This is a genomic window from Herbaspirillum sp. RTI4, from assembly GCF_034313965.1.
Taxonomy (GTDB): domain Bacteria; phylum Pseudomonadota; class Gammaproteobacteria; order Burkholderiales; family Burkholderiaceae_D; genus Herbaspirillum.
In genome coordinates this window covers 224,789-251,213 of sequence record NZ_JAVIWQ010000002.1, presented here as the reverse complement: position 1 = coordinate 251,213, position 26,425 = coordinate 224,789, and the positions used below count along the sequence as shown (strand labels likewise).

The window sequence follows — 26,425 nt, the reverse complement described above, 5'->3', positions numbered from 1 at the left end:
TGCGCAGGCGCAGGTTCCGCATAGCCCAGGTTGATCCGAAAGCAGGGTTACGGGTCATCGGAAGCGGACGTTATCCAGCCAAGTCTCCAAGGAAAATCTTTCGGGCAAGCTTTTAAGACCTGTTCTTAAAAGACGCTCAGGAGGCCAGTATCCTTAACGGCGGATAGCAATACGCAACTAATACACGTAACCAGACGCGCAGCGTGCCATTCCACCGATTTATCTTTGTAATTTTTTGCTGATTAAGCGAGTCCATCATGAAACGTACTTACCAACCTTCCGTAGTTCGTCGCAAGCGCACCCACGGTTTCCGCGCACGTATGGCAACCCGTGGCGGCCGCGCCGTACTCAACGCGCGTCGCGCCAAGGGTCGTAAGCGTCTGGCTGCTTAAGCCGGATAACGCGACTGTTTGCGTGTCCGACGTTCTTTCGTACTCCTCGTGCTCCTTTACGCGCGATCAGCGCATCGTTAAGACGGATGAGTTTTCATCCGTTTTTCGTTTGCGCCCTGTCTATCGAACTGCACACTTCGTGTTGTACACCAGCGCCAATGCTTGTCCTTGCGCGCGTCTCGGCGTAGTTGCCGCCAAAAGGCTGGCACCTCGCGCTGTGACGCGCAATACGGTCAAACGCATGACGCGTGAGTTGTTTCGGCAGACGGTACTCCCCCCTATGGACTGCATCGTGCGCTTGTCGCGCCCGGTCAACAGCAAAACCGGACCTGCAACGACGGTCGGCCTGAAGAAAGTACTGCAAGCCGAACTGACGCAATTGTTTGCACATCTCAAGGCAACTCCGATCGTTCATGCTGCGGATTCTGTCGCAGTAACGCCCGCCGGAAAATAAACGATGAAAACGCCCTTGCTGTTATTGTTGCGTGGCTACAAGCTGGGGCTCAGTCCTTTCCTCGGTCAGAACTGTCGTTTTTATCCCAGTTGCTCGGATTATGCCGCCGAAGCGATCACGCTGCACGGCGCGATCTACGGCAGCGTACTTGCCGCCAAACGGCTGTGCAAATGCCATCCCTGGCACGCAGGCGGTGTGGATACTGTACCATCGCCGCGTGCCGCTGCAACAACCCCTGTTCACTCTGCCCCCATCGAGGTTAAATCATCGACGGTAGCAACTACTCCTGACTATTGAAAAATACACAAATGGATATTAAACGTACCGTCCTGTGGGTTGTGTTTTCGTTCTCGTTGCTCCTGTTGTGGGATGGCTGGATGCGTCACAACGGCAAGCCTTCGATGTTCTTTCCCGGCGCAGCCGAGCAAACCCAGCCAGTCGCTGCGCCAGCCGCACCGGCCGCGCCAGCCGCACCGGCCGCGCCAGGTCAAACTGCCGTGCCTTCAGTCTCTCCCGCCGGCGCTGCCAGCACTGCATTGGCTGGCGTCGCTGCTGCCAACGCACCCTTCAAAAGTGAAACCATCACCATCACCACCGATGTGGTGAAAGCCGAGATCAGCACCGTCGGTGGCGAACTGAAGCGGCTGGAACTGCTCAAGCATCGCGATACCGTAGACCCGACTAAAAATCTCGTGTTGTTCGATTCCAGCGCCGGCCATACCTATCTGGCAGAGACCGGCCTGATCGGCGGTCCGTATCCGAATCATAAAACCGGCTTTGTCGCTCTGCCCGGCACACGCACACTTGATGGCGGCAACCAGGTGCAACTGGTGCTGCAAGCCGAGCAAAACGGCGTCAAGCTGACCAAGACCTTCACCTTCAAACGTGACGACTACACCATCGACGTCAAGCACACGGTGACCAACGCCAGTGCTGCTGCGATTACTCCTTCGCTGTACCTGCAACTGGTGCGCGACGGTAACAAGCCGGGCGGCGAATCGCATTTCTACAGCACCTTCACCGGACCTGCCGTCTATACCGACGCGCAAAAATTCCAGAAGATGACGTTTGAAAAAATCGAAGAAGGTAAAGCCGAGCACGCCAACAAAGCCGACAACGGGTGGGTGGCGCTGGTACAGCATTACTTTGTTTCCGCCTTCATCCCTGCCGACAAGGTCGAGCGCGACATCCGCACCGAAAAAGTTGGTCCTAATCTGTACGCAGTTGCCAGCGTCATCCCGCTGGGCGCTATCGCTCCGGGTGCATCGGTGACGATGGACGCCCGTTTATATTCCGGCCCGCAGGAATCCACCATTCTGGAAAAAACGTCCCCTGGCCTGGAACTGGTCAAGGACTATGGCTGGCTGACCATCATCGCCAAGCCGATTTTCTGGCTCATGGTGCATATCCATGCCATCGTCGGCAACTGGGGCTGGACCATCATCCTGCTGACCATGCTCATCAAGCTGATCTTTTTTCCCCTGTCGGCCGCCAGCTATCGCAGCATGGCCAAGATGAAGGCCGTCACACCCAAGATGACCGCGATCCGCGAGCGCAATAAGGGTGAGCCAGCCAAGATGAATCAGGAAATGATGGCGCTGTACAAAACCGAAAAGATCAACCCACTGGGCGGTTGTCTGCCTATCGTGGTGCAGATTCCGGTGTTCATTTCCCTGTACTGGGTACTGCTGGCCAGTGTTGAAATGCGCAACGCCCCATGGATAGGCTGGATTCACGATCTGGCCGCACCCGATCCGTTCTACATTCTGCCGGTATTGATGGCCGTCTCGATGTTCATCCAGACCAAGCTCAATCCAAAACCACCAGATCCAATGCAAGCCAAGGTGATGATGTTCATGCCGATTATTTTCTCGGTCATGTTCTTCTTCTTCCCTTCGGGTCTGGTGCTGTACTGGGTCGTCAACAACGTCCTGTCGATCACACAGCAATGGGTGATTACGAAGAAAATGGAAGCAGGCAATAGCAAGGCGTAATTGCAGCGACAGAAGCGCCACCGGCAATGTGATCCTGCATTGCCATGCGAAAAAAACCCGTGTCGATTGCACGGGTTTTTTTTCGTCTGCCAGAGCGCCGTAATAATGCGTGGAACCGCAGCACAATAGAGCCCACCAGCACTTCTCACGATTCAAGAATGAACAGGAATGACCATGCAAGCTGACACCACCCCGATCATCGCCATCGCCACTGCCCCCGGACGCGGCGGCATCGGCGTCGTCCGTCTGTCAGGTCCGGCGCTGTGGCCGGTTATCGAAGCTGTATGCGGGCGTCAGCAAGACAAGCTCATACCGCGCCACGCCAGCTACCTGCCGTTCCTGCGCGCCGATGGCAGCGAGATCGATCAGGGGCTGGCGCTGTTCTTCAAAGGCCCGCATTCGTACACAGGAGAGGACGTGCTGGAATTGCAGGGGCATGGCGGCCCCGTCGTCCTGCAAATGCTGCTGGAGCGCTGTCTGGAGGCCGGAGCCGGCATAGGACTGCGTCTGGCCGCGCCGGGCGAGTTCACCCAGCGCGCTTTCCTCAACGACAAGCTCGATCTGGCGCAAGCCGAAGCCGTCGCCGATCTGATCGACGCCTCGACTGCCGCCGCCGCCCGTTCAGCTTCTGCTTCGCTCTCGGGTGCGTTCTCCAAGGTCGTACATGCGCTGGTCGAACAAGTCACCAGCCTGCGCATGCTGGTCGAAGCCACGCTCGATTTTCCCGAAGAGGAGATTGATTTCCTGGAGCAGTCCGACGCCCGTGGTCAACTGGCCTCGATACGCGCCACGCTGGAGCAGGTATTCACCCAGGCCGCGCAAGGCGCACTGCTGCGCAACGGACTCAACGTGGTGTTGGCGGGTCAGCCGAATGTCGGTAAATCCTCGCTGCTTAACGCGCTCGCTGGTGCGGAGGTCGCCATCGTGACAGCCATCGCCGGCACCACCCGCGACAAGGTCAGCGAAACAATACAGATCGAAGGCATCCCGCTCAACATCATCGACACCGCCGGCATCCGCGACAATGGTGATAACGGCGACGACGACAGCGGCCCCGACGAAGTCGAACGAATCGGCATTGCGCGCACCTGGCTCGAAGTCGCCAAAGCCGATGTCATCCTGCACCTGCTGGACGCAGACCGCGGCCCGACGCAGGCCGATGAAGACATTGCCGGACGTCTGCCTTCCGGCATCCCGGTCATCCGCGTATGGAACAAGATCGACCGCTCCGGCCACCAGCCCGCGCTGGATAGGGTGGAAGACGCCACCCACATCTACCTCTCCGCGCTCGATCACGCCGGTATCGACCTGCTGCGCAGCGAGCTGTTACGCGTAGCCGGCTGGCAGCAGACCGGCGAATCGCCCTATCTGGCGCGAGAACGGCACCTGGTGGCATTGCGTGCCGCCCGCGACAGCCTGCAAAACGCCGCCACACTTTCCTCTGATGACGAACAAGGCAGCAGCGACCGCGCCCTCGATTTATTTGCCGAAGAATTGCGGCTGGCGCAGGAAAGTCTGAGCAGTATTACCGGACGTTTCACGCCCGATGATTTACTGGGGGTGATTTTTTCGCGGTTTTGCATAGGGAAATAGGCTGGGCGGATTGCATAACTCTTTCGTAGTTGAAGTGGCTATGCCGGCACGGAAAGCCACTTGGCAGTCGTCGGCAAATTCTGGCGGCAACTGCTAGTATTGCTACTTTCATAACTCACATGGACCCTCTCATGCCACAAGCAAATCCCCGTGTTGCCGATTACCCCGTCGACCCGCAATTTCTGAATCGCTGGTCGCCACGCGCCTTCACCGGCGAAGACATTTCCGAAGCAACCGTCAACACCTTCCTGGAAGCCGCGCGCTGGGCGCCTTCTTCCTACAATTCGCAGCCATGGCGTTTTGTCTACGCACGCAAAGGCACGGCGCATTGGGACAGCCTGTTGGGTTTGCTTAATGAATTCAATCAAAGCTGGGCCAAGAGCGGATCGGTTCTGTTTGTCGTGATTTCGAAAGACAACTTTGTACCGCCCGGTGGCAAAGATGAAGTCCCTGCCGTTGCGCATACCTTCGACGCAGGCTCGGCCTGGTCTTATCTGGCCTTGCAAGCGAGCTTATCGGGCTGGCAGGCGCATGCCATGATTGGCTTCGACAAGGACAAGGCGCGCACGGTGCTGGGCATTCCTGATGGCTATACAGTGGAAGCGGCGGTAGTGGTGGGCAAAGAGGGCGACAAAACGACACTGCCAGAGGGTTTGCAGGGACGTGAATCGCCTAGTCCGCGCCTGCCGGTGTCGTCATTTGCTTTTGAAGGTATCTTCAAGGCCTGATATTCGGATTAAATAGTAGATTGTTATCGAAAAGGCTGGAGTTTCGATACAAGCTTCTATAGAATAGCCAACCTTCAGCAATGCGGTAGCGACAACGCCGGATTGCAGTTGTGCCTTACCAGGAGTGGTAGTTCAGTTGGTTAGAATACCGGCCTGTCACGCCGGGGGTCGCGGGTTCGAGTCCCGTCCACTCCGCCAGAATACAAATGCCCGCGCAAGCGGGCGTTTTTATTTATAGATTCAGTATCGAAGCCCGCGTGCGGGCTTCGCCTTCTGTGGAGGGGAGTGAGCCGCCTGCGCGGCTCACGGCGGGAATCGAAGGAAGGCGCATGCATGCGCCTTGGCGGCCTGCAAGGTGTAGGCGAGTCCCGTCCACTCCGCCAGAATACAAATGCCCGCGCAAGCGGGCGTTTTTATTTGTAGATGCAGAATGCGTAGTCGACTCAAGCGAGATGATCGCGCCGCCCCAATCCTTCGGCAATAAATGCCAGCACCAAGGTATTCAGAGAAACGCCTTCCGCTTTGGCCCGAGTAGCGAGCTGAGCATGAATTGTTTTGGGGACGCGAGCGACGAATTTTCCAGACGCAATACCAGCGCTGTTTGGCGACGGAATCGCATTCAGGCGACCAATCCAGTGATGCGCAAAGACAATGGGGTATCGACTGCAATAATCCAATAAATTTGACAGGCTTGGAGGCAAGGACGAATTTGCGGTTTGTTCGCCCACCTCTAAACACTCCAGATTCCCCAAGAGTCGGTTGTTTGCTTGAGCAACCGGGGCATAAAAAAACGCAGACTGTCGGTCAATCCGACACCCTGCGCTTTTCAATTAAAACAGCCATTCCTTATCGCGATTTACCCTGCCTTGCCACTCCCGTCATTCTCCGTCAGCTGCCCGCCCAGCGCCTCGACCAAATCCTTGAGCAGCTTGTTCAGCTCCCCGGTCATCAGCATGAAATCGGAATCGAAGCGTTCGTCATCGTTCTTGGTCATGTTGTCGGAATCTTCCTTGAGCACGTCCAGCGGCGCGATGCGTTTGAGCGTCATCGTTTCGGTCAGCACGAAGGAAATCCGGCTGTCCCAGGTCATGGCCAGTCGGGTGCATTGCTTGCCCGCTTCGATGTGGCGGCGCACGTCTTCCGCCTCCAGCGCGTGGCGCGTATAGCGCACGGTGGCTTTGCCTTCGCCGCTGGCGCGTAATTCGGTGTCCTGATCGATGCCAAAGCCGCCCGGCGCTTCATCGGCCACCAGCCACTCGGTCATGGCGCTCAGGGGCGAGCGGACGGTACGCAACGTCTCCAGCGGAAATTTGGGAATGCCTTTAATCAGCAGCTTCAATACTTCCTCGGCCTTCGAGGCACTGCCGGCGTCGACTACCAGCCAGCCATTGACCGGATCGATCCAGGCCCAGGTGCTGCGCTGAATACTGAAAGCGCGCGGCAGCAACTCATCCGTGACCTGCTCTTTCAGTTCCTTCATCTGCTTGCGACCGGGAGCGAAGCCTTGCTGCTCTTCCATTTCGACGGCGCGTGCTTTGGAAACCTGATTGATGACGGTCGCCGGCAACAGCTTTTTCTCGGTGCTCAGTTGCAGCAGGATTTGTTGATTGACCACATGCGTGAGGCGCTCATTGCCGCGCGGCGACAGCCAGCCCTGGCTTTGCATGTCGAGACTGGAACAGGCGGCGAAGGCTTGCGGCGCCAGCCAGGTTTCGAGTTGGTCGGCGTTGACTGCCCACGGTGCGGGCAGTCGATAAATCTGGAGATTCTTAAACCACATGGCGGTCCCGACAAAAGGCCGTATTCTACACGTCCGCTGCTCGGCTCAGTGGAGCGCGCCACGGGTTTGCGTCGCCGCCAGATGGGGATCGGCATGAGAATCTGCGCTGCCTTGCTCCATCCCGCTGGCACTGCCGGACACGGGCGTACGCGGCCCCAGAAAAGCCATGAAAAACCGTTCGATATAGTCACGCGTGACATCGCGGGTGATGAACACCAGACGGCTGCGATGATCCTCCGACGGCCACTCCGGCAGTATCACGGTGGGATGAAAAATATGCTGCACGCCGTGGATCACGGTCGGCCCTGGCTGACCGGCCAGATTGAGAATGCCCTTGATGCGCAGAATATTGCTGCCTGTCAGGCTGATCACCAGACTGAGCCAGTCTTCAAACTGCTGCGGGTCAATCGGCTGATCGAAACTGAAGCAGAAAGCGTGAATCCGGTCGTCGTGACGATTCAGTTCCTGCGCGGCGGGCGATACCGATTTGCGCGTCTTGCCGGCATTCATCAAGGAAGCGCCGGCAGCGGGCGCAGCAACCGGCAGATAGGCCGGTTGTGAGGCTTCGAACGCCGCTTCATTGAGCCAGCGCTCAACATCGGGAATCTTCATCTCGGTATTGAAAAAACCGAGGTCAATCAAGCCAGCCACTTCCACTTCGCCATTGACCGCCAGTATCTGCCGGGCGGCGGGATTGATGGCTGTCAGCCGTTCCTGCAAGGCCGTCAGTTGAGCCGGGTCAGCCAGATCGCTCTTGGTCAGCAGCAGGCGGTCGGCAACAGCGGCTTGTCGCACCGCTTCTTGCTGCATGTCCAGCGTCTCCATACCGTTGACGGCATCGACGGTGACGATGATGCCGTCCAGCCGGTAATGTTCGACGATGTACTTGTCCGTCATCAGCGTATGCAGAATAGGCACCGGATTGGCCAGTCCGGTGGTTTCAATGATGACGCGGTTGAATTGTCGACGCCCTTCGCGGGCGAAGCGCCAGGTAATGTCACGCAGGGTCTGCACCAGATCGCCGCGAATGGTGCAGCAGACGCAGCCGCTGCTCATTTCGACCACGGTATTTTCTTCGCTGTGCGCTACCAGCAGATGGTCGAGCGCGATTTCGCCGAACTCGTTGATGATGACCAGTGTGTCGCTGAGCGCGGACTGGCCGAGCAGGTGATTGAGCAGGGTGGTTTTGCCGCTGCCCAGAAAACCGGTCAGCAGGGAAAGAGGAATCAGCGGGGCGTTGTCCATGGGGAGGCTCGATGCGGTAGAAGGCAATGGATCAGTATATACGTGACGTCAAGCCCCCGCCGGCAGGCCCTAAAGCAGCAATTGCTGTTGCATAGGCCGTGGCTGGCTGGCTTCGGCGGCATCGCGATGTACCAGCGCACCGGCGCGTATGCCCAGCAGTCGCAGACGTTGTTGCAGCGGGGCGCGTTTGAGGCATTCACGCGCTGCCTGCAAAATCGCCGCGCTGTCGGCAGTAGCGACGGGCAGAGTCAGGTCACGCGTCACGCGGCGAAAATCGTCGTAGCGCAGAGTGATGCCTATCGTACGGCTGAGATAGCCCTTGCGTTGCAAATCGTCGGCCAGCCGCTCGCAGAGGGCGATCAGGATGCCGGACAATTCCTCGCGATCCTGACGGGCGTGCAGGTCGCGGGCAAAGGTGGTTTCGCGGCTGATGGATTTCGGTTCGCCGCCAAAGGAGAGGGGCCGTTCATCGATTCCTTGCGCCACTTGCATGAGCCAACTGGCGGTGCTCAATCCGAAGTGGGTTTGCAGCAGACTAGGCTCAGCTTGCGCCAACTGACCGATGGTTTCTATGCCGAGTGCGGCCAGTTTAAGCGTGGCCTTGGGGCCGATGCCATTGACTTTGCGCACCGCCAGCGGCCAGATGCGGGTGGGGATGTCGGCCATGCCAAGCAGGGTCAGGCCGTCCGGTTTTTCCAGATCGGAGCAGATTTTCGAGAGCAGTTTATTGGGTGTCACGCCGATCGAACACGACAATCCTGTGGCATCGCGCACCGCTTGTTTGATCCTTTGCGCCAGCGCCAGCGTATCGTCTTCCAGGCCGTCCAGATCGATATAAATTTCGTCGATGCCACGGTCTTCTATTTGCGGCGCGATACTCGCCACTGCCGCTTTGAACAGCCGCGAATAGTGGCGATAGGCGTCGAAGTTAACCGGCAGCAAAATGGCGTCCGGTGCCAGCTTGGCCGCTTTCATGATTCCCATCGCGGAAAAGACGCCCAGCGCCCGCGCTGCATAGGTGGAGGTAGTGACCACGCCGCGCCCGACATAATCGCGCAGGCGGGCGAACTGGCGAGTACCGTCTTCCAGCACGGCAGGCGCATCGACGCTACGACCGCCGATGACGACTGGCTGGCCAACTAATTCGGGATAGCGAAGCAGTTCGACCGAAGCGTAGAAGGCATCCATGTCGAGGTGGGCGATGCGCCTTACTGGCGGGCTTGCCGCAGCACTCCCGGCAGCGCTCCCGACAGAGGATTCATCGATCGCCATGACCGGTCGCCTGTTTAGTAATGCGGCGGTTTTTCATGTTCGATAGCAGCGCGTTCGTTATCGCTGTCGCCGCCTTGTCGCAGTCGCCGCGCCATTCCTTGCAACAGCAATTCCAGCTCGGTGATTTTCTTTTGCTGCTGGTAGATGGTCTGGCTCAGTGAATCGAGCAGGTCTTCCTGGCGCGCCAGCTTGATTTCGATGTCGATCAGACGTTCTTCGGAAATGGCTGCGGGGAGGGGCGATGTCATGCCGGTTCTCCTTGACGCTGGTCGGCAGATTGCGCGGTCAGCCACGTCAGCGCGCCATCGCCGGCAGCGCGGCCACTGGCGAGGCAGGCGGTCAGCAGATAGCCGCCGGTGGGGGCTTCCCAGTCCAGCATTTCGCCGGCGCAAAACAGGCCGGGGATGGCCTTGAGCATGAGCTGCGCATCCAGCGCATCGAAACTGACGCCGCCGGCGCTGCTGATCGCTTCGGCGATAGGCCGTGCCGAGATCAGGGGAATGGCGAGCGACTTGATGCGTTGCGCCAGTTGCACCGGGTCGGCGAAATCTTCGGCGCTGGCCAGTTCGCGCAGCAGGCTGGCTTTGACGCCTTTCAATCCGAGCCGGCTTTGCAGGTGGCTGGAAAGCGAGCGCGCGCCTCGGGGACGCAGCAGTTCATCGGTAACGAATTCGAGGCTGCGGTCAGGCAGCAAATCAAGGTGCAAATCGGCGCGGCCCTGCGCGTGCAATTGAGTGCGCAAGGAGGCGGACAGGCTGTACACCAGACTGCCTTCGACGCCCTGTTCGCTCAGCATGAATTCACCGGCCTTGCGGTCGCTGCCGTCAGCGGCGGTCCAGGCGGCGACTGACTTGAGCGGCTGACCGGCAAAGCGGCTGCGCAAGTGTTCGCTCCAATGCACATCGAAACCGCAATTGGCCGCTTGCAAGGGGGCGACGCTGACCTCGCGTTGTTGCAGTAGCGCGCACCAGGCACCATCCGAGCCGAGACGCGGCCAGCTCGCACCGCCCAGTGCCAGCACGGTCGCGGCGGCGGGGATGCTGATCTCTCCGTCCGGCGTGGCAAAGCGCAACGCGCCTTCTGCGTCCCATCCCAGCCAGCGATGGCGCATGTGGAAACGCACGCCAGCGGCGCGCAGCCGATGCAACCAGGCGCGTAGCAGCGGCGCGGCTTTCATGTCGGTCGGGAAGACCCGGCCCGAGGAGCCGACGAAACTATCAATGCCCAGTTCCTGCACCCAGGCGCGCAGCGTGTCGGGATTAAAGGCATCGAGCAGCGGCGTCAGTTGCGTCTGGCGGTCGGCATAGCGTTGCAGGAACTGCGGATAGGCTTCGGCGTGGGTGATGTTGAGGCCCCCTTTTCCGGCCAGCAAAAATTTGCGACCGACCGAAGGCATGGCGTCGTACAGATCGACCTGCACACCACCAGCGGCGAGACGTTCTGCCGCCATTAGTCCGGCAGGGCCGCCGCCGATGATGGCAACGGAGGGGATGGGGGAGAGTTCAGACATGGATTCGGACTTTACGTAAAAGGTAAAACAAGGACTGGAAAGGTGTTGCTTTGACTGCTTAGCTACGTAGACTTCAGACCGGCGTGCCGCCGGATCCTTCGATAAGGGATTTCATCCCTACTCAGGACGAACGGTGAGTGGGTGTTGAAACTGAAAAATCCCCCGCATTGTCAGGCAGAGGTTGCTGCTTTCACATCACATGCCGTTCGTCCTGAGTAGGCGCATCGCACCGTAACGAAGGATCCGGCATTTGCTGCTTCAACATCACATGCCGTTCGTCCTGAGTAGGCGCATCGCGCCGTATCGAAGGATCCGGCGGCACGCCGGTCGGACTCAATTCGCCCTGGGTTTTTGCAGCAAGGCTTTCAAATTGGCCAGCCGGTCTTGCGGCGTGATGGTTTCGGCTTCGGTGGGCAGGGCGTCGCCTTCGTTGAGTTTCATTTCCTTGATGAAGCGCGACATATCGCAATGCACATGCTCCCGCGCCCGTTTGCGTTTTTTGCACCAGCTGATTTGCAAGCTGCGCTGGGCGCGGGTAATGCCGACATACATCAGGCGACGCTCTTCTTCGATACGGGCGCCCAGCGTGTCGGCGGGGGCGTCGGGATCGCCCTTGTGCGGCAGGATGCCTTCTTCCACGCCGACCAGAAACACATGCGGAAACTCCAGTCCCTTGGAGGCGTGCAGGGTCGACATGCGCACCGCATCGGGGTCTTCGTCTTTGCCTTCGAGCATGGTCATCAGGGCCACCATCTGCGTCAGTTCCAGCAGATTTTTTTCTTCCGCATCGCGCTCTTTTCCGCCGCGGCCTTTTTCTTTCAGCCACTGCGTGAAGTCGAGCACGTTTTGCCATTTTCCCTGCGCCTGCCTATCGTCGAAGCTGTCGTAGAGATAGGCTTCGTAGTTGATGTCTTTCATCATGTCGTCGAGGACGGTGGCGGCATTGTCGCCGCTGCCGGAGGGGCCGGGACGACTGGCGCGTGATTCGAGCTGGTTGATGAAATCGCAGAACTGGCGCAGCGGCAGGAGCTGGCGGTCGGCCAGTTTGGCTTCGATGCCGCCTTTGTAGACCGCTTCAAACAGCGAGCATTGCCACTGACCGGCGACGGTGCCTAAGGCTTCCAGCGTGGCTTGTCCGACGCCGCGTTTGGGGGTGGTGACGGCGCGGATGAAGGCCGGGTCATCGTCCTGATTGGCGATCAGGCGCAGGTAGCTGATGATGTCCTTGATTTCGGCGCGGTCGAAATAACTCTGGCCGCCCGAGATGGTGTAGGGGATGCGTTCGCGCCGCAGCGATTTTTCAATCACGCGCGCCTGATGGTTGCCGCGATACAGGATGGCGTAATCGGAGAACTTGGCGCGGCGGTCGAAGCGGTGCGCCGACAACATGATGGCGACCTGATCGGCTTCCTGTTCGTCGTCTTCCATCGCCATGACGGTGATGGGATCGCCCTGACCATGTTCCGACCACAGCACTTTGTCGAACAGCTTGGGGTTGTTGGCGATGACGGTGTTGGCCGCGTGCAGGATGCGCGTGGTGGAGCGGTAGTTCTGTTCCAGCTTGATGACTTTGAGGTCGGGGAAATCGACTTGCAGCGTCTTCAGATTTTCAATCGTCGCGCCACGCCAGGCGTAAATGGCCTGATCGTCGTCGCCGACGGCGGTAAACATCGGCTTCTTGCCGAGGCCGGTGACCATCAGCTTGACCAGTTCGTACTGGCAGGTATTGGTGTCCTGATATTCATCGACCAGCAGATAGCGCAGGCGGCGCTGCCATTTGTCGCGCGCTTCTTCGTTGCTGCGGAATAATTCCACCGGCAAGCGGATCAGATCGTCGAAATCGACCGCCTGATACGCCGACAGCGTCGCGACGTAGCTGCGATAGACGCGGGCAGCCTGCGCTTCTTCTTCATCGACGGCGTTCTTGAGCGCGGTATCGGCGTCGATCAGGCCGTTTTTCCAGAGCGACATGGCACCCTGGATGCGGCGGATCACTTGCTTGTCGGTAGTGGCCGATAAATCCTGCACCAGCGAAAAACAGTCGTCGCTGTCCATGATGGAAAAGCGGTCTTTCAACCCCAGATGGCGCGCTTCCTGACGCAGAATTTTGACGCCGAGCGAGTGAAAGGTGGAGACCGTCAGATGCTTGGCTTGCTTCGGTTCTTTCAGCAGCTTGGCGATACGCTCCTGCATTTCCAGCGCGGCCTTGTTGGTGAAGGTCAGCGCGGCGATATGGCGCGGCTCGTAGCCGCAATGTTCGATCAGGCGGGCGATTTTCTGGGTAATGACGCGGGTTTTACCCGATCCTGCACCGGCCAGCACCAGGCAGGGGCCGTCCATGTAATTGACCGCTTCGCGCTGCGGCGCGTTCATCATATTGGCTGGGGCGGAGGACATGCGGCGGATAGGCTTTGGCGGCGGCTGGGGAAGGCTGTCATTGTACAGGGCGTGGCGAATTGCTGAATATGGGACAATCGACAGTTGGCATTCTGAGGGCGATACGGCGTTTGTGGGCTGCGCAGGTCGGTTTTTCAGTTTCTTTTCGTTTCTTTTTTGTTGCTGCCATGAAATTCAATCATCTGATTCAAATTAACGACCCCTTGCTGCCCTTGGCAGAGCCGCTGACGCGCGCCCAGTTGTGGCGCGGCCTGATTGCGCGTGCCGAAACACCGAGGATGTTCGTGCCGCATCTGGATGCCTGCCAGTTGCTGGCGGGCGAGGAAATCGACGCCGCTATTCCGACGCAAATACGGCGCACCTTGCGTTACGGTGAGCTGACCGTGACGGATGTGGTCGATTTCATCCCCTTGACGCATGTGCATTACGATGTGCCGGCGCAGGGCGAGATCGTCGCATCCAGTTTGCGGATGACGATTGAAGAGCCGGAACCGGACATGCTGTTCGTGCGTTTTGAGTATAGCGACGCGCAGCCGGACGAACCCGGCACCGAAGCGGCGTTTTACAACAACTATCGCCGTTCGGCCTGGGAAGCGGCTGATATCGATACGGTGCGGGTGATTCGGGAACTGGCAGAGGCGGGGGAGTTGGGGTGAATAGGCTTAAATAGGGGCGAAATAGACGGCTTGCTGTCGTTCTACTTTGCCGCCGCAGCGCTTTCAAAGATCCCTTCACCACGATTTTTCACCACCTTGTCCCAGTCGAAAATCCGGCCATTCATGGCGATATAGACGCCGGCCGGCAAGGTTTGCGCGACGCCGCAGGCAAATCCCAAATTAAACAAGGCATCTGAGCCGTCAATCTCATACGGGATCATGGCGCCGGTCAGCACGATGGTGCGCGGCAGATGGGCTGCGCCGAGTACGGCGGCGGTTTCCGGCATGGTGTCGGTGCCGTGGAGGATGACGACGGCGCTGTGCGTCGAGCGGCGGCAGGCGTCGAGGATGCGCTGACGGTCGGCGGGCTGCATGTCCAGCGAATCGAGCGGCGGCAAGAGTTCCAGTGTGGTTTCAACGGTCAGGCGGGCGCGCGCCAAGGCCGCTGGCAAGTGGCTTTCGCCAAAACCGAGTTTTCCGCTGAGCGGATCGTAATGCTTGTCGAAAGTGCCGCCGCTGGCGAGGATGTGCAGTGTCATGTTGGAGCCGGGAAAGGGAGTTGGTTCCATCATAGCGCAGCGCCGTTGCCGGTCGGTGCTGCGCTGTCTGGTTCAGGCCGCCGCCAGCAAGGGCGTTATTTCCTCTTCCGGTTCTGGCGGGAGTTGTCCGTCCAGCACCAGCGTAAATAGCCGCTCCACATCAATCGATTGAATCAACAGAGTGCCTTTGTTGGCCTTGATGACTTTGGTCGCCAGCATTGGCACGCCCGGCGTGGCAAAGGGGGTGGGGATGATTTGCAAGGGGCTGAATTGCGTGACCGCATGCAGTTCGTCGACCATCAGTCCGATGGTGTGTTTGCCGTGCCGCGTAATCATCACCTGACTGTTGGCGCTGATAGTGGACAGGGTGCCGCGCACCAGGTGGCCCAGATCGAAGACCCAGATGAATTCCTTGATGTTGTCGTCGTGCTTGAGACTCAGTACCCCGATCTGCGCCGGCCGTTCGCTCATTGAGGTCGGCTGTACTTCTGAAAAGGGAACGGCTTCCAGGATATGAGCGGCGTCGATGGCCATCAGATGTTGATCGGAGAAGAAGGTCGCGTATTCGCTGGCATCGGTGTGTGGCACATCGGCTTCCAGTACATAGCCGGCGCTGCCGGCAGACTGCATTCCGCTGTTGCGCACGGCACCGAAGGATTCGAATACCACGGCGATAACGTCTTCCTGATAGCCGTCGCTGACCTTGAATTCCCGGTAACCGTTGGAGGCGGTGCAGGCAACGGTGGCGTATTGGTCATTGTGGACAGTGATCCTGGAAGCGCTTTCGCCTTTGGCGATTTGCAGCAGGTCGGCATCGATGGTCAGTTGCGAGCCGACTGCGTGCGTCGGGTCGGTGCTGGATAAAATCCTGCCGTTGCGATCGATGAAGAAGGCGGCCATGTTCTTTTTGTCGCCCAGACCGCTGTTGAGCATGTTGACGAATTCCGGCGTCGAATCGAAGACGATGCCGATGCCACCGACGATGAGGCTGGCATTGTCCATGTCGCGGATTGCGGCGTGATAGATGTAGGTGTCGGCGTTGTCGTAGAGCGTGGTCGCGGCAAACGGGCTGACGTGATAGTCCTGCGTGGTGTCGAGTTTCAGTACGCGGCTCAGGGTGTCGGGATCGATGCGCTCGCCGGTGACGATAGGGCCGTCTTGCGGGCCGGTGCTGGCGATGATGACGCCGTGCCGGTCGTAGACAAAAATCCGGGTGTAGACCGTGTAGAGATCGTTGATGTAAGTCAGGATGCCGGTGAGCTTTTCGGCCAACGCCGCATCTTGCTCCGGCAACGCCAGCGCGGTGCGCAGTTCCGGCGTCAGCGCCCACCAGCGGCAATCGTCGGAGCGTTCGTAGAGATTGCGGTCGAGCAGATCGACCAGTAAATGCGAAGTGAATTCGGCTTCGCGCATGCCTGACGAGAGGACGGTCTGATACAGATCGCGTATCGATTGCGCAAACAGTTCGTTGGTGCGGTTGCCGGTTTCGCTGATCTGGTCGAGGATGGTTTTCAGTTTGTCCAGTTCGCCGTTCTGGCCGGCCGTCATGACCTGGCCGTTCCACACTACGCGTTGAATGGTTTTGGCGGCATTCATGATGTCGAACAGCGGCGTGCAGAAGGTGTTGGCGTGCGAGAGCAAACCTTCCGCGACACCGGGATCGAGTTCGCTGAGCATGGTGTTGACGATGCCGCTGAACGCAATTTCAACCGGGATCATGACCTGCCCCTGCCATCCTGTCGGCCCCGGATAATTTTGGTAGCCGTCCGAGGAGAAGGTGCGCACCAGATATTCGCGGCCGCAAAACAGCATCAGTTCTGCATCGGTATTTTTCTTCACAGGAACCAGCGTGCCGGTGTTGATCCATAGCGGATCGCCGCTGGCAATGACGCGATTATCGCTGCCCAGCAGGAGCATGACTGAGCGGTTTTCCGTATCCCGGTGCGAATGGAAAATGCCGGCCATTTCCTGCTCAAAATTGAAGCACAGACAGAGCACGCCGATGACGGCGTTGGTCTCTGGGTGGTGCATGCGGCGCGAATAAATCAGGGCGCGATCTTTGTGCGGGCGCAACTCGCTGGCGCGAAAGGTTTCGACGTAGGTATCGCTGGCGAGGGTTTCTGCCAGCAAGGGGTCTTTGCTATGTTCCAGCGGGGTATCGGGATCGATTTGCGCCAGGACGTTGCCGTCCAGGTCGAGCAGGATGATTTCGTCGTAGACCGTATATTTGCTGCGGTACTCGCGCAAGCGATGATGGGCCGCGCTCTGATCGCCGTTCAGGCCGGCGACGAAGGCGCACAGTTCATGGTCGGTGGCGAGGAAGCCGACATCGGCGGTGCGTTCAAACAGATTGCGCACCACGATGTCGATGACGTATTGCGCCTTGGTACCGATGGCCCGTATGACGGTGCTGACTTTTTCCTGCACCAGACTGGCCACCAGTTCGCTTTCCAGTCGGCTGAATCCGGTGCGGGTCGCGGCCATGGTAGGCAGGATGGTTCGGGCTTCCGTGGGGCAATTCATCTTGGCCGAGGCTTCGATGACGCGCCACATCATGTTCAGTTCCTGCAGTGATTGCTCACAGCGACTGACGTCGCGCATGTAGGGCAGGAAGGTCTCTGTTTGTCGCCTGTCGCGGGAGGATGCTTGTTCCGTTGTTTTCATTTTCAGATCCTGTTTGTATTGCTTAAAAAGCAACTGCGAAGCAACTGCGTTATCGATTTTTTAACGCGCTATTCTAGCGGGGACCGGCACTTTCTGTTACGCAAGTTGCGGGCCAGGTAATTAAGCTCATGACTTGCGGTTGATGTATTGAGTACACTGTCTGCTTTCCTTTTCGTGCTTCGTATGAAAATCCTCGCCCCCGGGACTGTTATTTTTCATCGCCATCGTGGTTATGGCGTGCTGACGGGCATCAATTTGCTGACCGGGTGGATTTCTGCGCGCTTTGGCAGCGAAATGCGCACGCTGGATCTGAGTCTGCTGTCTGATGATGTGCATTATGCGGACGGTACAGCCATCCTGTTTCGCGGCACTCCCCCGGATCGTATGCCGCACGCCAGGCTGATGGCCATGGTGCGCGATTTGCATCTGGCCGGTTATCAGCGCTTGTATTTGTATAGCTGGCCCAAGCCCTCCGGTCTGCACTGGCGCTGGCAATTGTTCACCGGTTCGCGCGACTGGATGGAGCGTCCCCGGCGTGAGGGCTGGTACGGTTCGGGCGCCGATTACAATTTCAATCCGGTGATGGGATGGGGCGATACGCCGGGGGAGTCGGCGGCGGAACTGGCCAGTACGCTGGCGCGTTTCGATCCGCACGGACTGGCCCGGGCGCTGGAGCGGGATGAGGATCACACGGCCTGGTTTGCCGATGTCTGCGCGGCCTTGCTACCTGATTATGCGTTCAGTCTGGGCTGGGATCAGTCGGGGCCGATGCCGGAACACTTGCCGGTGATTGCGGTGCGCCGTGGCGTTCCCGATTACGCCGGACCGCCGCTTCCCTGGCCGCCCGGGTTTACCCGGATCTGGAGCGCGGGACGGCAGGAGCGGGTCGAATTCACCCATGCCGTTCGTTTGTCTTTGCCCATGCTGGCAAGCGACAGTGCAGACGACGAATAAAAAAACGCAAAAGAAAACGCAAAAGAAAACGCAAAAGAAAACGCAAAAGAAAACGCAAAGTCAGAGGCCGTTCGACCACTTGCCTTGCGCTTCCTTTGCTTATCGCCCCTTCGCTTCTCGCCCCTTTGCTTCTTGCCCTTTAATAGCGTGGGTTTAACGTCATTACCTCACACCAATACCTCCGGGTTCAGCACATTGTGCGGTGTGCCATTGGCAAAATCGACGATATTCTGAAACGCAGCGGTCAGATACAACTCATACCCGTCTTTTTCGACATAACCAAGATGGGGCGTGGCGACGACGTTATCCATGCCCAATAATGGTGCGTCGGGCGTGAGTGGTTCGGTCTCAAAGACGTCCAGTGCGGCACTTCCGGGCCGGCCCTGTTTCAGTGCGGCTTCCAATACGCCTGCGCCGATCAGTTCTGCGCGGCTGGTGTTGACCAGCATCGCTGTCGGCTTCATGTGCGCCAGATCTTCCGCCGTGACGATTGCGCGCGTGGCGTCGAGCAGGCGCAAATGCAGCGACACAATATCGGCTTGCTCAAAGAAGGCTTGTTTTGACGCGGCCACTTCGACGCCATCGTTCGCTGCCGCAGCGCAACTGGCATCGCGACCCCACACCAGAACGCGCATGCCGAAGGCCTTGCCGTAACCAGCGACCAGACGGCCGATTTTGCCGTAGCTCCAGATACCGAGAGTACGTCCTTTGAGGACGGTGCCGATGCGGTTGTATTGGGGCGTTTCGGAAACGGTTTGCCAGCGGCCGGCTTTCAGGTGGGCGGTGTACTGCGGCAGATGACGGGCGGCAGCCATGATCAGCGCCCAGGTCAGTTCCGCCGGGGCAGTCGGATCGCCGACGCCCTCGACAATCGCAATCCCCTGTTCGGTTGCGGCGGCGACATCGATGTGTCCGCTCACTTTGCCGGTTTGCGAAATTAGTTTGAGCGCGGGCAGTTTTTCCAGCAAAGCCCGCGTCAGAACGGTACGTTCGCGGATCAGGACCAGCGCATCAAACGACGCCAGTCGCGCTGCCAGCTGACCGGTGCCGCGCACGGTGTTGTGGAATACCTTGACGTCGTGACCTTGCAGCAGGCGGAAACAATCGAGCTGGCGGACGCAGTCCTGATAGTCATCGAGTATGGCGATTTTCATGTTGTCTCCTGTGGGAAGCGCAAATTATATAGGGAACCCTCCTGTCGGGCGCGGGGCGGTAGCAGCCGTGATGGCGTTTGCGTAGCAAAGCAACGGCTTAGGCAAAGCAGCTTTTTCTCCTACTACATCGCTCAACTACTTTTCGCTACAAACTTACAAGCGCGGGTTACAATCAATCCCCCATTTTCGCCCCGGCTAGGGCATGTTGGCGTTCGCACTTGCAAATGAAACGTCAGCACACCCTATAAAAAGGTATTAAAAAATCGCCGCTGTGGTGCCGTTGGGAAATAGCCGGAGCGCTTGCGCCACCGGTCTGGTAGGCGACGGTCAGTCGTTCAGGAGAGACAGTTTTGCCGCAGTCGCGTTGTTGTGCCGGTTCTGCCGGATCAGCCGGTGCCGGTGGTGAAATTGCCAGAGATTAATTTGTTTCGGAGGTAAGGTATGAATCAACCCGTCATGGGTGGTGTGGCCGCAGTCAATGCGCCCGCCAGCGTCAAACATCAAAAATTAATCAATTGGGTCGCTGAGATCGCTACCCTGACCAAGCCGCAAAGCATCTACTGGTGTGACGGGTCGCAGGAAGAATACGACCGCTTGTGTCAGCAGATGGTGGCCTCCGGCACCATGACACGCCTCAATGCCGAGAAGCGTCCCAACAGTTATCTGGCCTGTTCCGATCCCTCCGATGTGGCGCGGGTGGAAGACCGCACCTTCATGTGCTCGGCGGCCAAAGATCAGGCCGGCCCGACCAACAACTGGACCGATCCGACCGAAATGCGCACGACCCTGCACGGGCTGTTCGATGGCTGCATGCGCGGCCGCACTTTGTACGTGGTGCCGTTTTCGATGGGGCCGCTGGGTTCGCCGATTGCGCACATCGGCGTCGAACTGTCGGATTCGCCGTATGTGGCGGCCAATATGCGCATCATGACGCGCATGGGCCAGCCGGTACTGGATGCACTGGGCAGTGACGGCGAATTCGTCCCTTGCGTGCACAGCGTGGGCGCACCGTTACAGGCGGGGCAGAAGGACGTGGCGTGGCCTTGCAATCCGACCAAGTACATCGTGCATTACCCCGAGACGCGGGAAATCTGGTCCTTCGGTTCCGGTTACGGCGGCAACGCGCTGCTCGGCAAAAAATGCTTCGCGCTGCGCATTGCCTCCAACATGGGACGCGACGAAGGCTGGCTGGCAGAGCACATGCTGATTCTGGGAGTGGAATCGCCTGCCGGTAAAAAACACTATGTGGCGGCGGCATTCCCATCCGCCTGCGGCAAAACCAATTTCGCCATGCTGATTCCGCCGCAAGGCTTTGACGGCTGGAAAGTCACCACCATCGGTGACGATATCGCCTGGATCAAACCCGGTGCCGATGGCCGTCTGTATGCGATCAATCCCGAAGCCGGTTATTTCGGCGTTGCCCCCGGCACCAACGAAAAAACCAACTTCAACTGCATGGCCTCCATGCGCTCCGACACCATCTTCACCAACGTCGCGCTGACCGACGACGGCGATGTCTGGTGGGAAGGCATGACCAAGGAAGCGCCGGCGCATCTGATCGACTGGCAGGGCAAGGACTGGACGCCGGACATCGCGCGTGAAAGCGGCCGCAAGGCAGCGCATCCGAACGCCCGTTTCACGGTCGCGGCCACGCAAAATCCGGTGATCGACTCGGCCTGGGATGATCCGGCCGGCGTACCGATTTCCGCCTTCATTTTCGGCGGACGCCGCTCCACCACTGTGCCGCTGGTAACCGAAGCGCGTAACTGGGTCGAAGGCGTCTACATGGCCGCGACCATGGGATCGGAAACCACCGCTGCCGCCGTCGGCCAGCAGGGCGTAGTGCGACGCGATCCGTTTGCGATGCTGCCGTTTGCCGGCTACAACATGAGCGACTATTTCCAGCACTGGCTCAACATGGGACGCAAGATTGCCGCTTCACCCGCGGAGTTGCCGAAGATATTCTGCGTCAACTGGTTCCGTACCGATGCGGCGGGCAAGTTCGTCTGGCCCGGTTTTGGCGACAACATGCGGGTCCTGAAGTGGATGCTGGAGCGGATCGAAGATCCTTCCGGCGTACGCGTCGGTGGCGTCGATCACCTGTTCGGCATTACGCCGCGCTACGAAGACGTGAACTGGGATGGTATCGAGTTCAGCCGTGAGCAGTTCACGACCATCACTTCGATCGATCGCGACGCCTGGATTGCCGAACTGAAGCTGCATGACGAGCTGTTCGATAAATTGCAGCAGCGCTTGCCGCGTGAGTTGCTGGAAGTGCGGGCGAAACTGGAAAAACGTCTGATGAGCTAATTCTGCTCTAGAGCGCCTGTGCATGAAAAAAGCCACCGATTGATCCGGTGGCTTTTTTCATGGGGGAGCAGTAACGGGAGCGGTTAAAAAACTGCACCGCACCGCTCCTCCCTCGTGCGAGGGGCGGCGCTTTACTTAAACAAGAGCCGCAGCGAATCCCAGGCGCGGCCAAAAATGCTCGCTTGCGAAACTTGTTCCAGCGCTACGACCGGCACTTCCAGGATGACGTTGCCGTCGAGGCTGACTTTCATGGTGCCGACCTTGGCATTTTCCGCCAGCGGTGCCATCAGCGGATCGTTGCGGGTCAGGGTAGGTTTCACCTTGGTGGCAGAACCTTTGGGTACGGTCACGTACACATCGTGCCGGAAACCGATTTTGACCTGACTTTGCGCGCCTTTCCACACCTTGGGCGTATCGATGGCCTGATCCTTGGCATACAGCTTGACCGCATCGAAATTCTGGAAGCCCCAGTTCAGCAGCTTCTGGCTTTCCTGCGTGCGCACCTGATCCGAAGTGGTGCCGACAATGACGGAAATCAGACGGCGTTCGCCATTGCCTTCCTGGCGTCGGGCCGAGGTAATCATCGAATAACCCGCGCTTTCGGTGTGGCCGGTCTTCATGCCATCAACGGTCGGGTCCAGCCACAACAAACGGTTGCGGTTAGGTTGAGTGATGTTGTTGTAGGTGAATTTTTTGGCCGAGTAATACGTTTTGTAAAACTGCGGGAAATCATTGATCAGACGATTCGCCAGCACCGACAAATCGCGCGCAGTGGTGTAATTGGCCGGGTCAGGCAGGCCGTGCGGATTGGTGTAATGGGTGTTGCGCAATCCCATACGTTGCCCTTCCTGATTCATCTGATTGACAAAAGCATCGACCGAACCGGCGACGGCTTCCGCGACCGCGACCGCTGCATCGTTGCCGGAAACGGTAATCAGGCCGAACAGCAGATTGTCGATGCTGACCGGTTTGTTGGGCTCAATGAACATCTTGGAGCTGCTGGGATCGACTTTCCAGGCGTCCACTGACACATTGACGGTCTGGGTCAGACTCAGCTTTTTATCGCGCACGGCGGCAAAGGCCAGATAGGCGGTCATGATCTTGGTCAGCGAAGCAGGTTCCACGCGCAAATCCGCATCCTGGGAGGCAACCACCTGATTGCTGGTGGCATCGAGCAGCAGCCAGCTTTTAGCAGCAATGCTCGGCGGCGAAAGGGTTTGGGCGCTGGCGGCGGAAAAAGCCAGTGCCATGGCAGCGAAAGCTGCGAGAAATTTTTTCATGGGGACTTGTAAAGAAAGTAAAAATGGAGGCGGAAGGCTCGGAAACGAAAACATAACAGGGCGAGGCGCTCATGCCCGGCTGGCACGCAGACAAAACAGGCCACCGGAAAGGATGATTATAAACAATAGTAAAGAAGCGGCTGATTTAGCCACGGCGCCGAAGGGGCAAATGCGGCGGTATTTATGGCGTTGACCGGACACGCTCATCAAGGTAAATCAGACGCTTCCTGACCGAATGCGCCGGATCAGCGCAGCCACATCTCGACCACCAGGTTTTTGATGTGTTGCAGCTTGCGATGGAAAAAATGGTCGGAGCCGGGAATGACGATGACCGGAATATCGAGCGGCCGCGCCCAATCGAAGACGGCAGTGAGCGGGATGGTGTCGTCCTGCTCGCCGTGGATCAGAATAGTATTCGCCGGTACCGGCGGCATGGCCCATTTTCCGGCGGCGCTGCCGACCAAAACCAGCCGTTCGACAGGCGTCTGCGCAGCCAGCAATTGCTGATTCAGGCAGGCCTGGACGAAGGTGCCAAAGGAAAAGCCGGCCAGTGCCAGCGGCACATCGGGATAGTGCGTACGCATGTGTTGCAGCAGCAAGGCCATATCGGCGGTTTCACCGACGCCGTTGTCATGCACGCCCTCGGATTGACCGACGCCGCGAAAATTCATGCGCACCGCAGCGTAGCCCAGTGCCTGGAAGGCGCGCGTGAGCGTCTGCACTACCTTGTTGTCCATCGTGCCGCCGAACAGCGGATGCGGATGCGCAATCAGGGCCAGTCCTACCGGTGCCGGAAACTGTTCGGCATCGGGCAAGTCCAGCGCGCATTGCATCAGACCGGCGTTGCCGGCGAGCGTAAAGTTTTGTGTGTGAATATTCATGAGTGCGGGCAACTGCCCGGAGAGGTCTTTAAATTTTGAGCCGTTCGACTATCTGGCCGCCGACGATATGGGTGTCGATGATGTCGTCGATGTCCTGGTTATCGACGTAGGTGTACCAGGTGCCTTGCGGGTAAATCACGATGGCCGGGCCTTCTTCGCAGCGCTCCAGACATCCGGCGCGGTTAATGCGGACTTTGCCTTCGCCGTTCAGCTCCAGCTGTTTGATGCGTTTCTTGGCGTGGCTCAAAGCCTGTTCGGCACCTTTATGCGCGCAGCAGGTGCGTTCGCCGGGAGGGCGTTCGTTAATGCAAAAAAAGACGTGGTGCTGATAAAAAGGGGTGTCAGCCATCATGGCTCCAGTCGGTGATGCCAGCGATGCCAGGACGCCAGTGTCGATCAAAGGGCATCCGGGCGAGGAGTTGCCATCATACACTGCGATGGCGCATGTTTCAGGCCGTGTCGGGGTGCGGCTTCTGACGTGGCGAACGCAGCAGAAACCAGAACGCCAGGAAGGGCCACAACACGGAAAGAAATTGGGCTGCGCCATTGAAATTGAGAAATTTCCCTTGCACCCAGGTTTGCAGGGTCGAGGCAAAGTAAGGATTATCCGGCATCAGATTAGCGACGATCAGGCTGATCATCAGTGCCAGAACCGCAACTCGCCGCTGCGCCGTGTGGCGTGCCAGCGCAAGTGCGAGCAGCATCAGTGAGGCGATCAATATGCCGCCGACAGCCCCCGGAGTGAGCCAGGAAAAAGCCTGTTCCGGCGTGAAAATGAGCGCATTGGCGAGCGACTTCATGGCCACCATACTCACCGTCAATACGATCGCCATGACGGCGCGCGGCGCATTTTTACGCAACAGCAACATAAACATCAGCGCGCCGCCTATCATCCCGCAGGCGGTCACGACGAGATCGGCCAGCCAGTATTGTTCCGCGCTCGGGTGGACGCCGTTGAGCCACAGCGAAGACAGATCGAAGGGCTGATCGAGCAGCGATGACAATAAACCCGACAATGCGCCCACAATCTGTCCCAGACCAAACACCTGACTTTGCGGATAAATCTGCGCCAGCGGCCAGAGCGCAATGATCAGCAGTCCGGGACTTGCATCCCGATGAAACCAGCGCTGTCGCAATGCCAGCAAGCGACTTTCCCGCACCGCACGGCAAGACCACACGCCAATGAGCGCGCCGACCAGACAGCCGGCGGTATTGGTGAGCAAGTCCAGATTGGACGACACGCGCGTCGGCAGATAAGTTTGCACCGCCTCCATGATCGCGGACAGGGCGAATCCGCCCAGCACCACCAGCAACAAGGCCGGGATGCCACGCACACGCGGATAGAGGGAGTAAATGGCGAACAACCCGAGCGGCGCATAGCCGGCGACGTTGGTCAGAACATCGAACAAGGTCCAGTAATAAGGAAAGCGGGCGAACAGATAGGCAAAGGGCGACAGACCCATGTCGCGCCAGCCGGAAAAGGGGAACCAGCTCGCATACACAATCAATAGCGCATAGACCACCAGACTGATGCGCGCGAATGAGGGCGCATCGTCGAGGTTCTCGGACGTATCAGGGGCGGGGGAAGGGACGGAGCGATGAGGTGCGGGCATCGGCTCAGGTTAACCGATTTCATTGCGCCGCGCAGCATGTTGTCGTTGTGCATGACGTCGCGCATGAGGGAAATTGCCGGGTGCGAGACTGGCTGTGCCGACGGACGGCAATCGCGCTGCAATCGCCGTTACAATGTCGGCCATGGCAGACACGCTCCCCCCCACCGTCACTCCCACCGATTCCGCTGCGCGCATTGCCGCGCATTATGCGTTGCTGGCGCAGTCTGCCCGGCAGGCCGGACTGCTGCCTGACATTGACATAGACATACGGACGGTAGCGGAAACAGGCTCCACCAATGTCGACCTGATGACCGCGCTTCCGGGTTTGCTTCAGCCGACCCTGCTGCTCGCGCATTCGCAGACCGCCGGACGCGGTCGGGCCGGACGCGTCTGGCACGCCGAGTCTGGTGCGGCGCTCACGTTTTCTTTGGCGTGGCGCTTGGCTTTGCCGTTGTCGGCGCTGGCTGGTTTGCCGCTGGCAGTGGGCGTGGCATTGGTCGATGCGTTGGCCGATACGCTGGCGCTGCAAGGCGTGCATGCGCGTCTGAAATGGCCGAACGACATCTTGCTGGACGGTGCCAAACTGGGCGGTGTGCTGATTGAAACAGCGTCGGTCAAGTCGGCTGTCGGGCAGATCTGGGCAGTGATCGGCGTGGGACTGAACCTGACCTTGAGCGACGCGCAGACGCTACGCATCGGCCGCGCCGCCACCGGAGCCGCTTCGTTGCAGTCCATGGAACGGGAGGCGCTGATGGCGGCCATTCTCCATAGTCTGGTGCTGAATCTGCGGCAATTCGAGGCAGAAGGTTTTGCCGGCTTCGCCGCACGCTGGAATCATTTGCATGCCTATGCCGGTCAGGCGGTCGATATCATCGATAACGGCAAGACGCTGTACAGCGGACTGGCGCAGGGCGTCGATAGTGCAGGGCGCTTGTTGCTCAACACCGCGCAAGGACAGATTGCGGTTATTGCCGGCGATGTCTCTTTGCGCTTGCAGGAGGCGAGCTGA

At 58.8% G+C, this 26,425-nt stretch carries 25 protein-coding genes and 1 tRNA gene; 11 read left to right on the top strand and 15 right to left on the bottom strand.

Annotated elements, in window-relative coordinates; all coding sequences use genetic code 11:
- Positions 1 to 257 precede the first annotated feature (257 nt).
- From rpmH to RGU70_RS01285, 7 genes are all read left to right on the top strand, one after another.
- Positions 258 to 392 (top strand): 50S ribosomal protein L34, encoded by a 135-nt coding sequence (gene rpmH / locus RGU70_RS01315; RefSeq protein WP_061535510.1) that lies wholly within the window; start codon positions 258 to 260, stop codon positions 390 to 392.
- 22 nt (positions 393 to 414) lie between these two features.
- Positions 415 to 846: a ribonuclease P protein component gene (locus RGU70_RS01310; protein ID WP_322207623.1), complete on the top strand. Its 432-nt coding sequence runs from the start codon at positions 415 to 417 to the stop codon at positions 844 to 846.
- 3 nt (positions 847 to 849) lie between these two features.
- A complete protein-coding gene (yidD, locus tag RGU70_RS01305) occupies positions 850 to 1,143 on the top strand; it encodes a membrane protein insertion efficiency factor YidD (RefSeq protein WP_322207622.1) in 294 nt (97 codons plus the stop codon).
- An 11-nt stretch (positions 1,144 to 1,154) separates the two neighbouring features.
- Complete coding sequence (yidC, locus tag RGU70_RS01300) at positions 1,155 to 2,840, top strand: membrane protein insertase YidC (RefSeq protein ID WP_322207621.1); 1,686 nt, start codon at positions 1,155 to 1,157, stop codon at positions 2,838 to 2,840.
- 174 nt (positions 2,841 to 3,014) lie between these two features.
- Complete coding sequence (gene mnmE, locus RGU70_RS01295; RefSeq protein ID WP_322210666.1) at positions 3,015 to 4,433, top strand: tRNA uridine-5-carboxymethylaminomethyl(34) synthesis GTPase MnmE; 1,419 nt, start codon at positions 3,015 to 3,017, stop codon at positions 4,431 to 4,433.
- A 131-nt stretch (positions 4,434 to 4,564) separates the two neighbouring features.
- Positions 4,565 to 5,161, top strand: coding sequence for a nitroreductase family protein (locus RGU70_RS01290; protein ID WP_322207620.1), 597 nt, complete (start codon positions 4,565 to 4,567; stop codon positions 5,159 to 5,161).
- Positions 5,162 to 5,282: 121 nt separating this feature from the next.
- Positions 5,283 to 5,359 (top strand) — tRNA-Asp (locus RGU70_RS01285).
- Positions 5,360 to 5,604: 245 nt separating this feature from the next.
- On the opposite strand, the gene RGU70_RS01280 is transcribed toward RGU70_RS01285, so the two are convergent.
- The 7 genes from RGU70_RS01280 to RGU70_RS01250 form a co-directional block, all read right to left on the bottom strand.
- A complete protein-coding gene (locus RGU70_RS01280; RefSeq protein WP_322207619.1) occupies positions 5,605 to 5,889 on the bottom strand; it encodes a toxin-antitoxin system HicB family antitoxin in 285 nt (94 codons plus the stop codon).
- Between the two features lie 128 nt (positions 5,890 to 6,017).
- The gene (locus RGU70_RS01275) at positions 6,018 to 6,941 is read right to left on the bottom strand and encodes a recombination-associated protein RdgC (protein WP_322207618.1); all 924 of its coding nucleotides are present in this window, start codon (positions 6,939 to 6,941) and stop codon (positions 6,018 to 6,020) included.
- Between the two features lie 45 nt (positions 6,942 to 6,986).
- Complete coding sequence (locus RGU70_RS01270; RefSeq protein ID WP_322207617.1) at positions 6,987 to 8,186, bottom strand: GTP-binding protein; 1,200 nt, start codon at positions 8,184 to 8,186, stop codon at positions 6,987 to 6,989.
- A gap of 69 nt (positions 8,187 to 8,255) precedes the next feature.
- Positions 8,256 to 9,458: a DNA polymerase IV gene (gene dinB, locus RGU70_RS01265; protein ID WP_322207616.1), complete on the bottom strand. Its 1,203-nt coding sequence runs from the start codon at positions 9,456 to 9,458 to the stop codon at positions 8,256 to 8,258.
- Between the two features lie 14 nt (positions 9,459 to 9,472).
- On the bottom strand, positions 9,473 to 9,706 hold the full coding sequence (locus tag RGU70_RS01260; RefSeq protein ID WP_322207615.1) for a SlyX family protein: 234 nt from the start codon (positions 9,704 to 9,706) through the stop codon (positions 9,473 to 9,475).
- Positions 9,703 to 10,968 carry a TIGR03862 family flavoprotein gene (locus RGU70_RS01255; RefSeq protein ID WP_322207614.1) on the bottom strand — a complete coding sequence of 422 codons (1,266 nt, stop codon included), beginning with the start codon at positions 10,966 to 10,968 and terminating at the stop codon, positions 9,703 to 9,705. Before RGU70_RS01255 ends, RGU70_RS01260 begins: the two co-directional genes overlap by 4 nt.
- A gap of 333 nt (positions 10,969 to 11,301) precedes the next feature.
- Positions 11,302 to 13,365 carry a UvrD-helicase domain-containing protein gene (locus RGU70_RS01250; RefSeq protein ID WP_322207613.1) on the bottom strand — a complete coding sequence of 688 codons (2,064 nt, stop codon included), beginning with the start codon at positions 13,363 to 13,365 and terminating at the stop codon, positions 11,302 to 11,304.
- A 167-nt stretch (positions 13,366 to 13,532) separates the two neighbouring features.
- On the opposite strand from RGU70_RS01250, the gene RGU70_RS01245 reads away from it, so the two are divergent.
- Positions 13,533 to 14,021 carry an SRPBCC family protein gene (locus RGU70_RS01245; RefSeq protein ID WP_322210665.1) on the top strand — a complete coding sequence of 163 codons (489 nt, stop codon included), beginning with the start codon at positions 13,533 to 13,535 and terminating at the stop codon, positions 14,019 to 14,021.
- Between the two features lie 41 nt (positions 14,022 to 14,062).
- Here RGU70_RS01245 and RGU70_RS01240 read toward each other — a convergent pair whose 3' ends face one another.
- A complete protein-coding gene (locus RGU70_RS01240) occupies positions 14,063 to 14,560 on the bottom strand; it encodes an asparaginase domain-containing protein (protein ID WP_322210664.1) in 498 nt (165 codons plus the stop codon).
- A gap of 72 nt (positions 14,561 to 14,632) precedes the next feature.
- On the bottom strand, positions 14,633 to 17,224 hold the full coding sequence (locus RGU70_RS01235; protein WP_322207612.1) for a chemotaxis protein CheW: 2,592 nt from the start codon (positions 17,222 to 17,224) through the stop codon (positions 14,633 to 14,635).
- Positions 17,225 to 17,407: 183 nt separating this feature from the next.
- On the opposite strand from RGU70_RS01235, the gene RGU70_RS01230 reads away from it, so the two are divergent.
- Positions 17,408 to 18,178 carry an L-asparaginase gene (locus RGU70_RS01230; protein WP_322207611.1) on the top strand — a complete coding sequence of 257 codons (771 nt, stop codon included), beginning with the start codon at positions 17,408 to 17,410 and terminating at the stop codon, positions 18,176 to 18,178.
- A 167-nt stretch (positions 18,179 to 18,345) separates the two neighbouring features.
- Here the strand turns inward: RGU70_RS01230 and RGU70_RS01225 are convergent, their stop codons facing one another.
- On the bottom strand, positions 18,346 to 19,332 hold the full coding sequence (locus RGU70_RS01225) for a D-2-hydroxyacid dehydrogenase family protein (protein WP_322207610.1): 987 nt from the start codon (positions 19,330 to 19,332) through the stop codon (positions 18,346 to 18,348).
- 441 nt (positions 19,333 to 19,773) lie between these two features.
- On the opposite strand from RGU70_RS01225, the gene RGU70_RS01220 reads away from it, so the two are divergent.
- Positions 19,774 to 21,642: a phosphoenolpyruvate carboxykinase (GTP) gene (locus tag RGU70_RS01220; RefSeq protein WP_322207609.1), complete on the top strand. Its 1,869-nt coding sequence runs from the start codon at positions 19,774 to 19,776 to the stop codon at positions 21,640 to 21,642.
- 131 nt (positions 21,643 to 21,773) lie between these two features.
- Here RGU70_RS01220 and RGU70_RS01215 read toward each other — a convergent pair whose 3' ends face one another.
- From RGU70_RS01215 to RGU70_RS01195, 5 genes are all read right to left on the bottom strand, one after another.
- Positions 21,774 to 22,922, bottom strand: a complete 1,149-nt coding sequence (locus RGU70_RS01215) for a D-alanyl-D-alanine carboxypeptidase family protein (RefSeq protein ID WP_322207608.1) — start codon at positions 22,920 to 22,922, stop codon at positions 21,774 to 21,776.
- A 245-nt stretch (positions 22,923 to 23,167) separates the two neighbouring features.
- Entirely contained in the window at positions 23,168 to 23,803 is a 636-nt protein-coding gene (locus tag RGU70_RS01210) for an alpha/beta hydrolase (protein ID WP_322207607.1), read from the bottom strand.
- A 28-nt stretch (positions 23,804 to 23,831) separates the two neighbouring features.
- Positions 23,832 to 24,152 carry a (2Fe-2S) ferredoxin domain-containing protein gene (locus RGU70_RS01205; RefSeq protein ID WP_322210663.1) on the bottom strand — a complete coding sequence of 107 codons (321 nt, stop codon included), beginning with the start codon at positions 24,150 to 24,152 and terminating at the stop codon, positions 23,832 to 23,834.
- A gap of 100 nt (positions 24,153 to 24,252) precedes the next feature.
- Complete coding sequence (locus tag RGU70_RS01200) at positions 24,253 to 25,416, bottom strand: VanZ family protein (RefSeq protein WP_322207606.1); 1,164 nt, start codon at positions 25,414 to 25,416, stop codon at positions 24,253 to 24,255.
- Positions 25,417 to 25,425: 9 nt separating this feature from the next.
- Positions 25,426 to 25,560: a hypothetical protein gene (locus RGU70_RS01195; RefSeq protein ID WP_322207605.1), complete on the bottom strand. Its 135-nt coding sequence runs from the start codon at positions 25,558 to 25,560 to the stop codon at positions 25,426 to 25,428.
- Here RGU70_RS01195 and RGU70_RS01190 point away from each other — a divergent pair.
- The gene (locus tag RGU70_RS01190; RefSeq protein ID WP_322207604.1) at positions 25,559 to 26,425 is read left to right on the top strand and encodes a biotin--[acetyl-CoA-carboxylase] ligase; all 867 of its coding nucleotides are present in this window, start codon (positions 25,559 to 25,561) and stop codon (positions 26,423 to 26,425) included. The two genes, RGU70_RS01195 and RGU70_RS01190, sit on opposite strands and share 2 nt — an antisense overlap.

Excerpts from the sequence above, each read along its gene's own strand:
- rpmH (WP_061535510.1), top strand. The coding sequence starts at position 258 with ATGAAACGTACTTACCAACCTTCCGTAGTTCGTCGCAAGCGCACCCAC.
- yidD (WP_322207622.1), top strand. The coding sequence starts at position 850 with ATGAAAACGCCCTTGCTGTTATTGTTGCGTGGCTACAAGCTGGGGCTC.
- yidC (WP_322207621.1), top strand. The coding sequence starts at position 1,155 with ATGGATATTAAACGTACCGTCCTGTGGGTTGTGTTTTCGTTCTCGTTG.
- mnmE (WP_322210666.1), top strand. The coding sequence starts at position 3,015 with ATGCAAGCTGACACCACCCCGATCATCGCCATCGCCACTGCCCCCGGA.
- RGU70_RS01290 (WP_322207620.1), top strand. The coding sequence starts at position 4,565 with ATGCCACAAGCAAATCCCCGTGTTGCCGATTACCCCGTCGACCCGCAA.
- RGU70_RS01275 (WP_322207618.1), bottom strand. The coding sequence starts at position 6,941 with ATGTGGTTTAAGAATCTCCAGATTTATCGACTGCCCGCACCGTGGGCA.
- RGU70_RS01270 (WP_322207617.1), bottom strand. The coding sequence starts at position 8,186 with ATGGACAACGCCCCGCTGATTCCTCTTTCCCTGCTGACCGGTTTTCTG.
- dinB (WP_322207616.1), bottom strand. The coding sequence starts at position 9,458 with ATGGCGATCGATGAATCCTCTGTCGGGAGCGCTGCCGGGAGTGCTGCG.
- RGU70_RS01260 (WP_322207615.1), bottom strand. The coding sequence starts at position 9,706 with ATGACATCGCCCCTCCCCGCAGCCATTTCCGAAGAACGTCTGATCGAC.
- RGU70_RS01255 (WP_322207614.1), bottom strand. The coding sequence starts at position 10,968 with ATGTCTGAACTCTCCCCCATCCCCTCCGTTGCCATCATCGGCGGCGGC.
- RGU70_RS01250 (WP_322207613.1), bottom strand. The coding sequence starts at position 13,365 with ATGTCCTCCGCCCCAGCCAATATGATGAACGCGCCGCAGCGCGAAGCG.
- RGU70_RS01245 (WP_322210665.1), top strand. The coding sequence starts at position 13,533 with ATGAAATTCAATCATCTGATTCAAATTAACGACCCCTTGCTGCCCTTG.
- RGU70_RS01240 (WP_322210664.1), bottom strand. The coding sequence starts at position 14,560 with ATGACACTGCACATCCTCGCCAGCGGCGGCACTTTCGACAAGCATTAC.
- RGU70_RS01235 (WP_322207612.1), bottom strand. The coding sequence starts at position 17,224 with ATGAAAACAACGGAACAAGCATCCTCCCGCGACAGGCGACAAACAGAG.
- RGU70_RS01230 (WP_322207611.1), top strand. The coding sequence starts at position 17,408 with ATGAAAATCCTCGCCCCCGGGACTGTTATTTTTCATCGCCATCGTGGT.
- RGU70_RS01225 (WP_322207610.1), bottom strand. The coding sequence starts at position 19,332 with ATGAAAATCGCCATACTCGATGACTATCAGGACTGCGTCCGCCAGCTC.
- RGU70_RS01220 (WP_322207609.1), top strand. The coding sequence starts at position 19,774 with ATGAATCAACCCGTCATGGGTGGTGTGGCCGCAGTCAATGCGCCCGCC.
- RGU70_RS01215 (WP_322207608.1), bottom strand. The coding sequence starts at position 22,922 with ATGAAAAAATTTCTCGCAGCTTTCGCTGCCATGGCACTGGCTTTTTCC.
- RGU70_RS01210 (WP_322207607.1), bottom strand. The coding sequence starts at position 23,803 with ATGAATATTCACACACAAAACTTTACGCTCGCCGGCAACGCCGGTCTG.
- RGU70_RS01205 (WP_322210663.1), bottom strand. The coding sequence starts at position 24,152 with ATGGCTGACACCCCTTTTTATCAGCACCACGTCTTTTTTTGCATTAAC.
- RGU70_RS01200 (WP_322207606.1), bottom strand. The coding sequence starts at position 25,416 with ATGCCCGCACCTCATCGCTCCGTCCCTTCCCCCGCCCCTGATACGTCC.
- RGU70_RS01190 (WP_322207604.1), top strand. The coding sequence starts at position 25,559 with ATGGCAGACACGCTCCCCCCCACCGTCACTCCCACCGATTCCGCTGCG.
- RGU70_RS01195 (WP_322207605.1), bottom strand. The coding sequence starts at position 25,560 with ATGGCCGACATTGTAACGGCGATTGCAGCGCGATTGCCGTCCGTCGGC.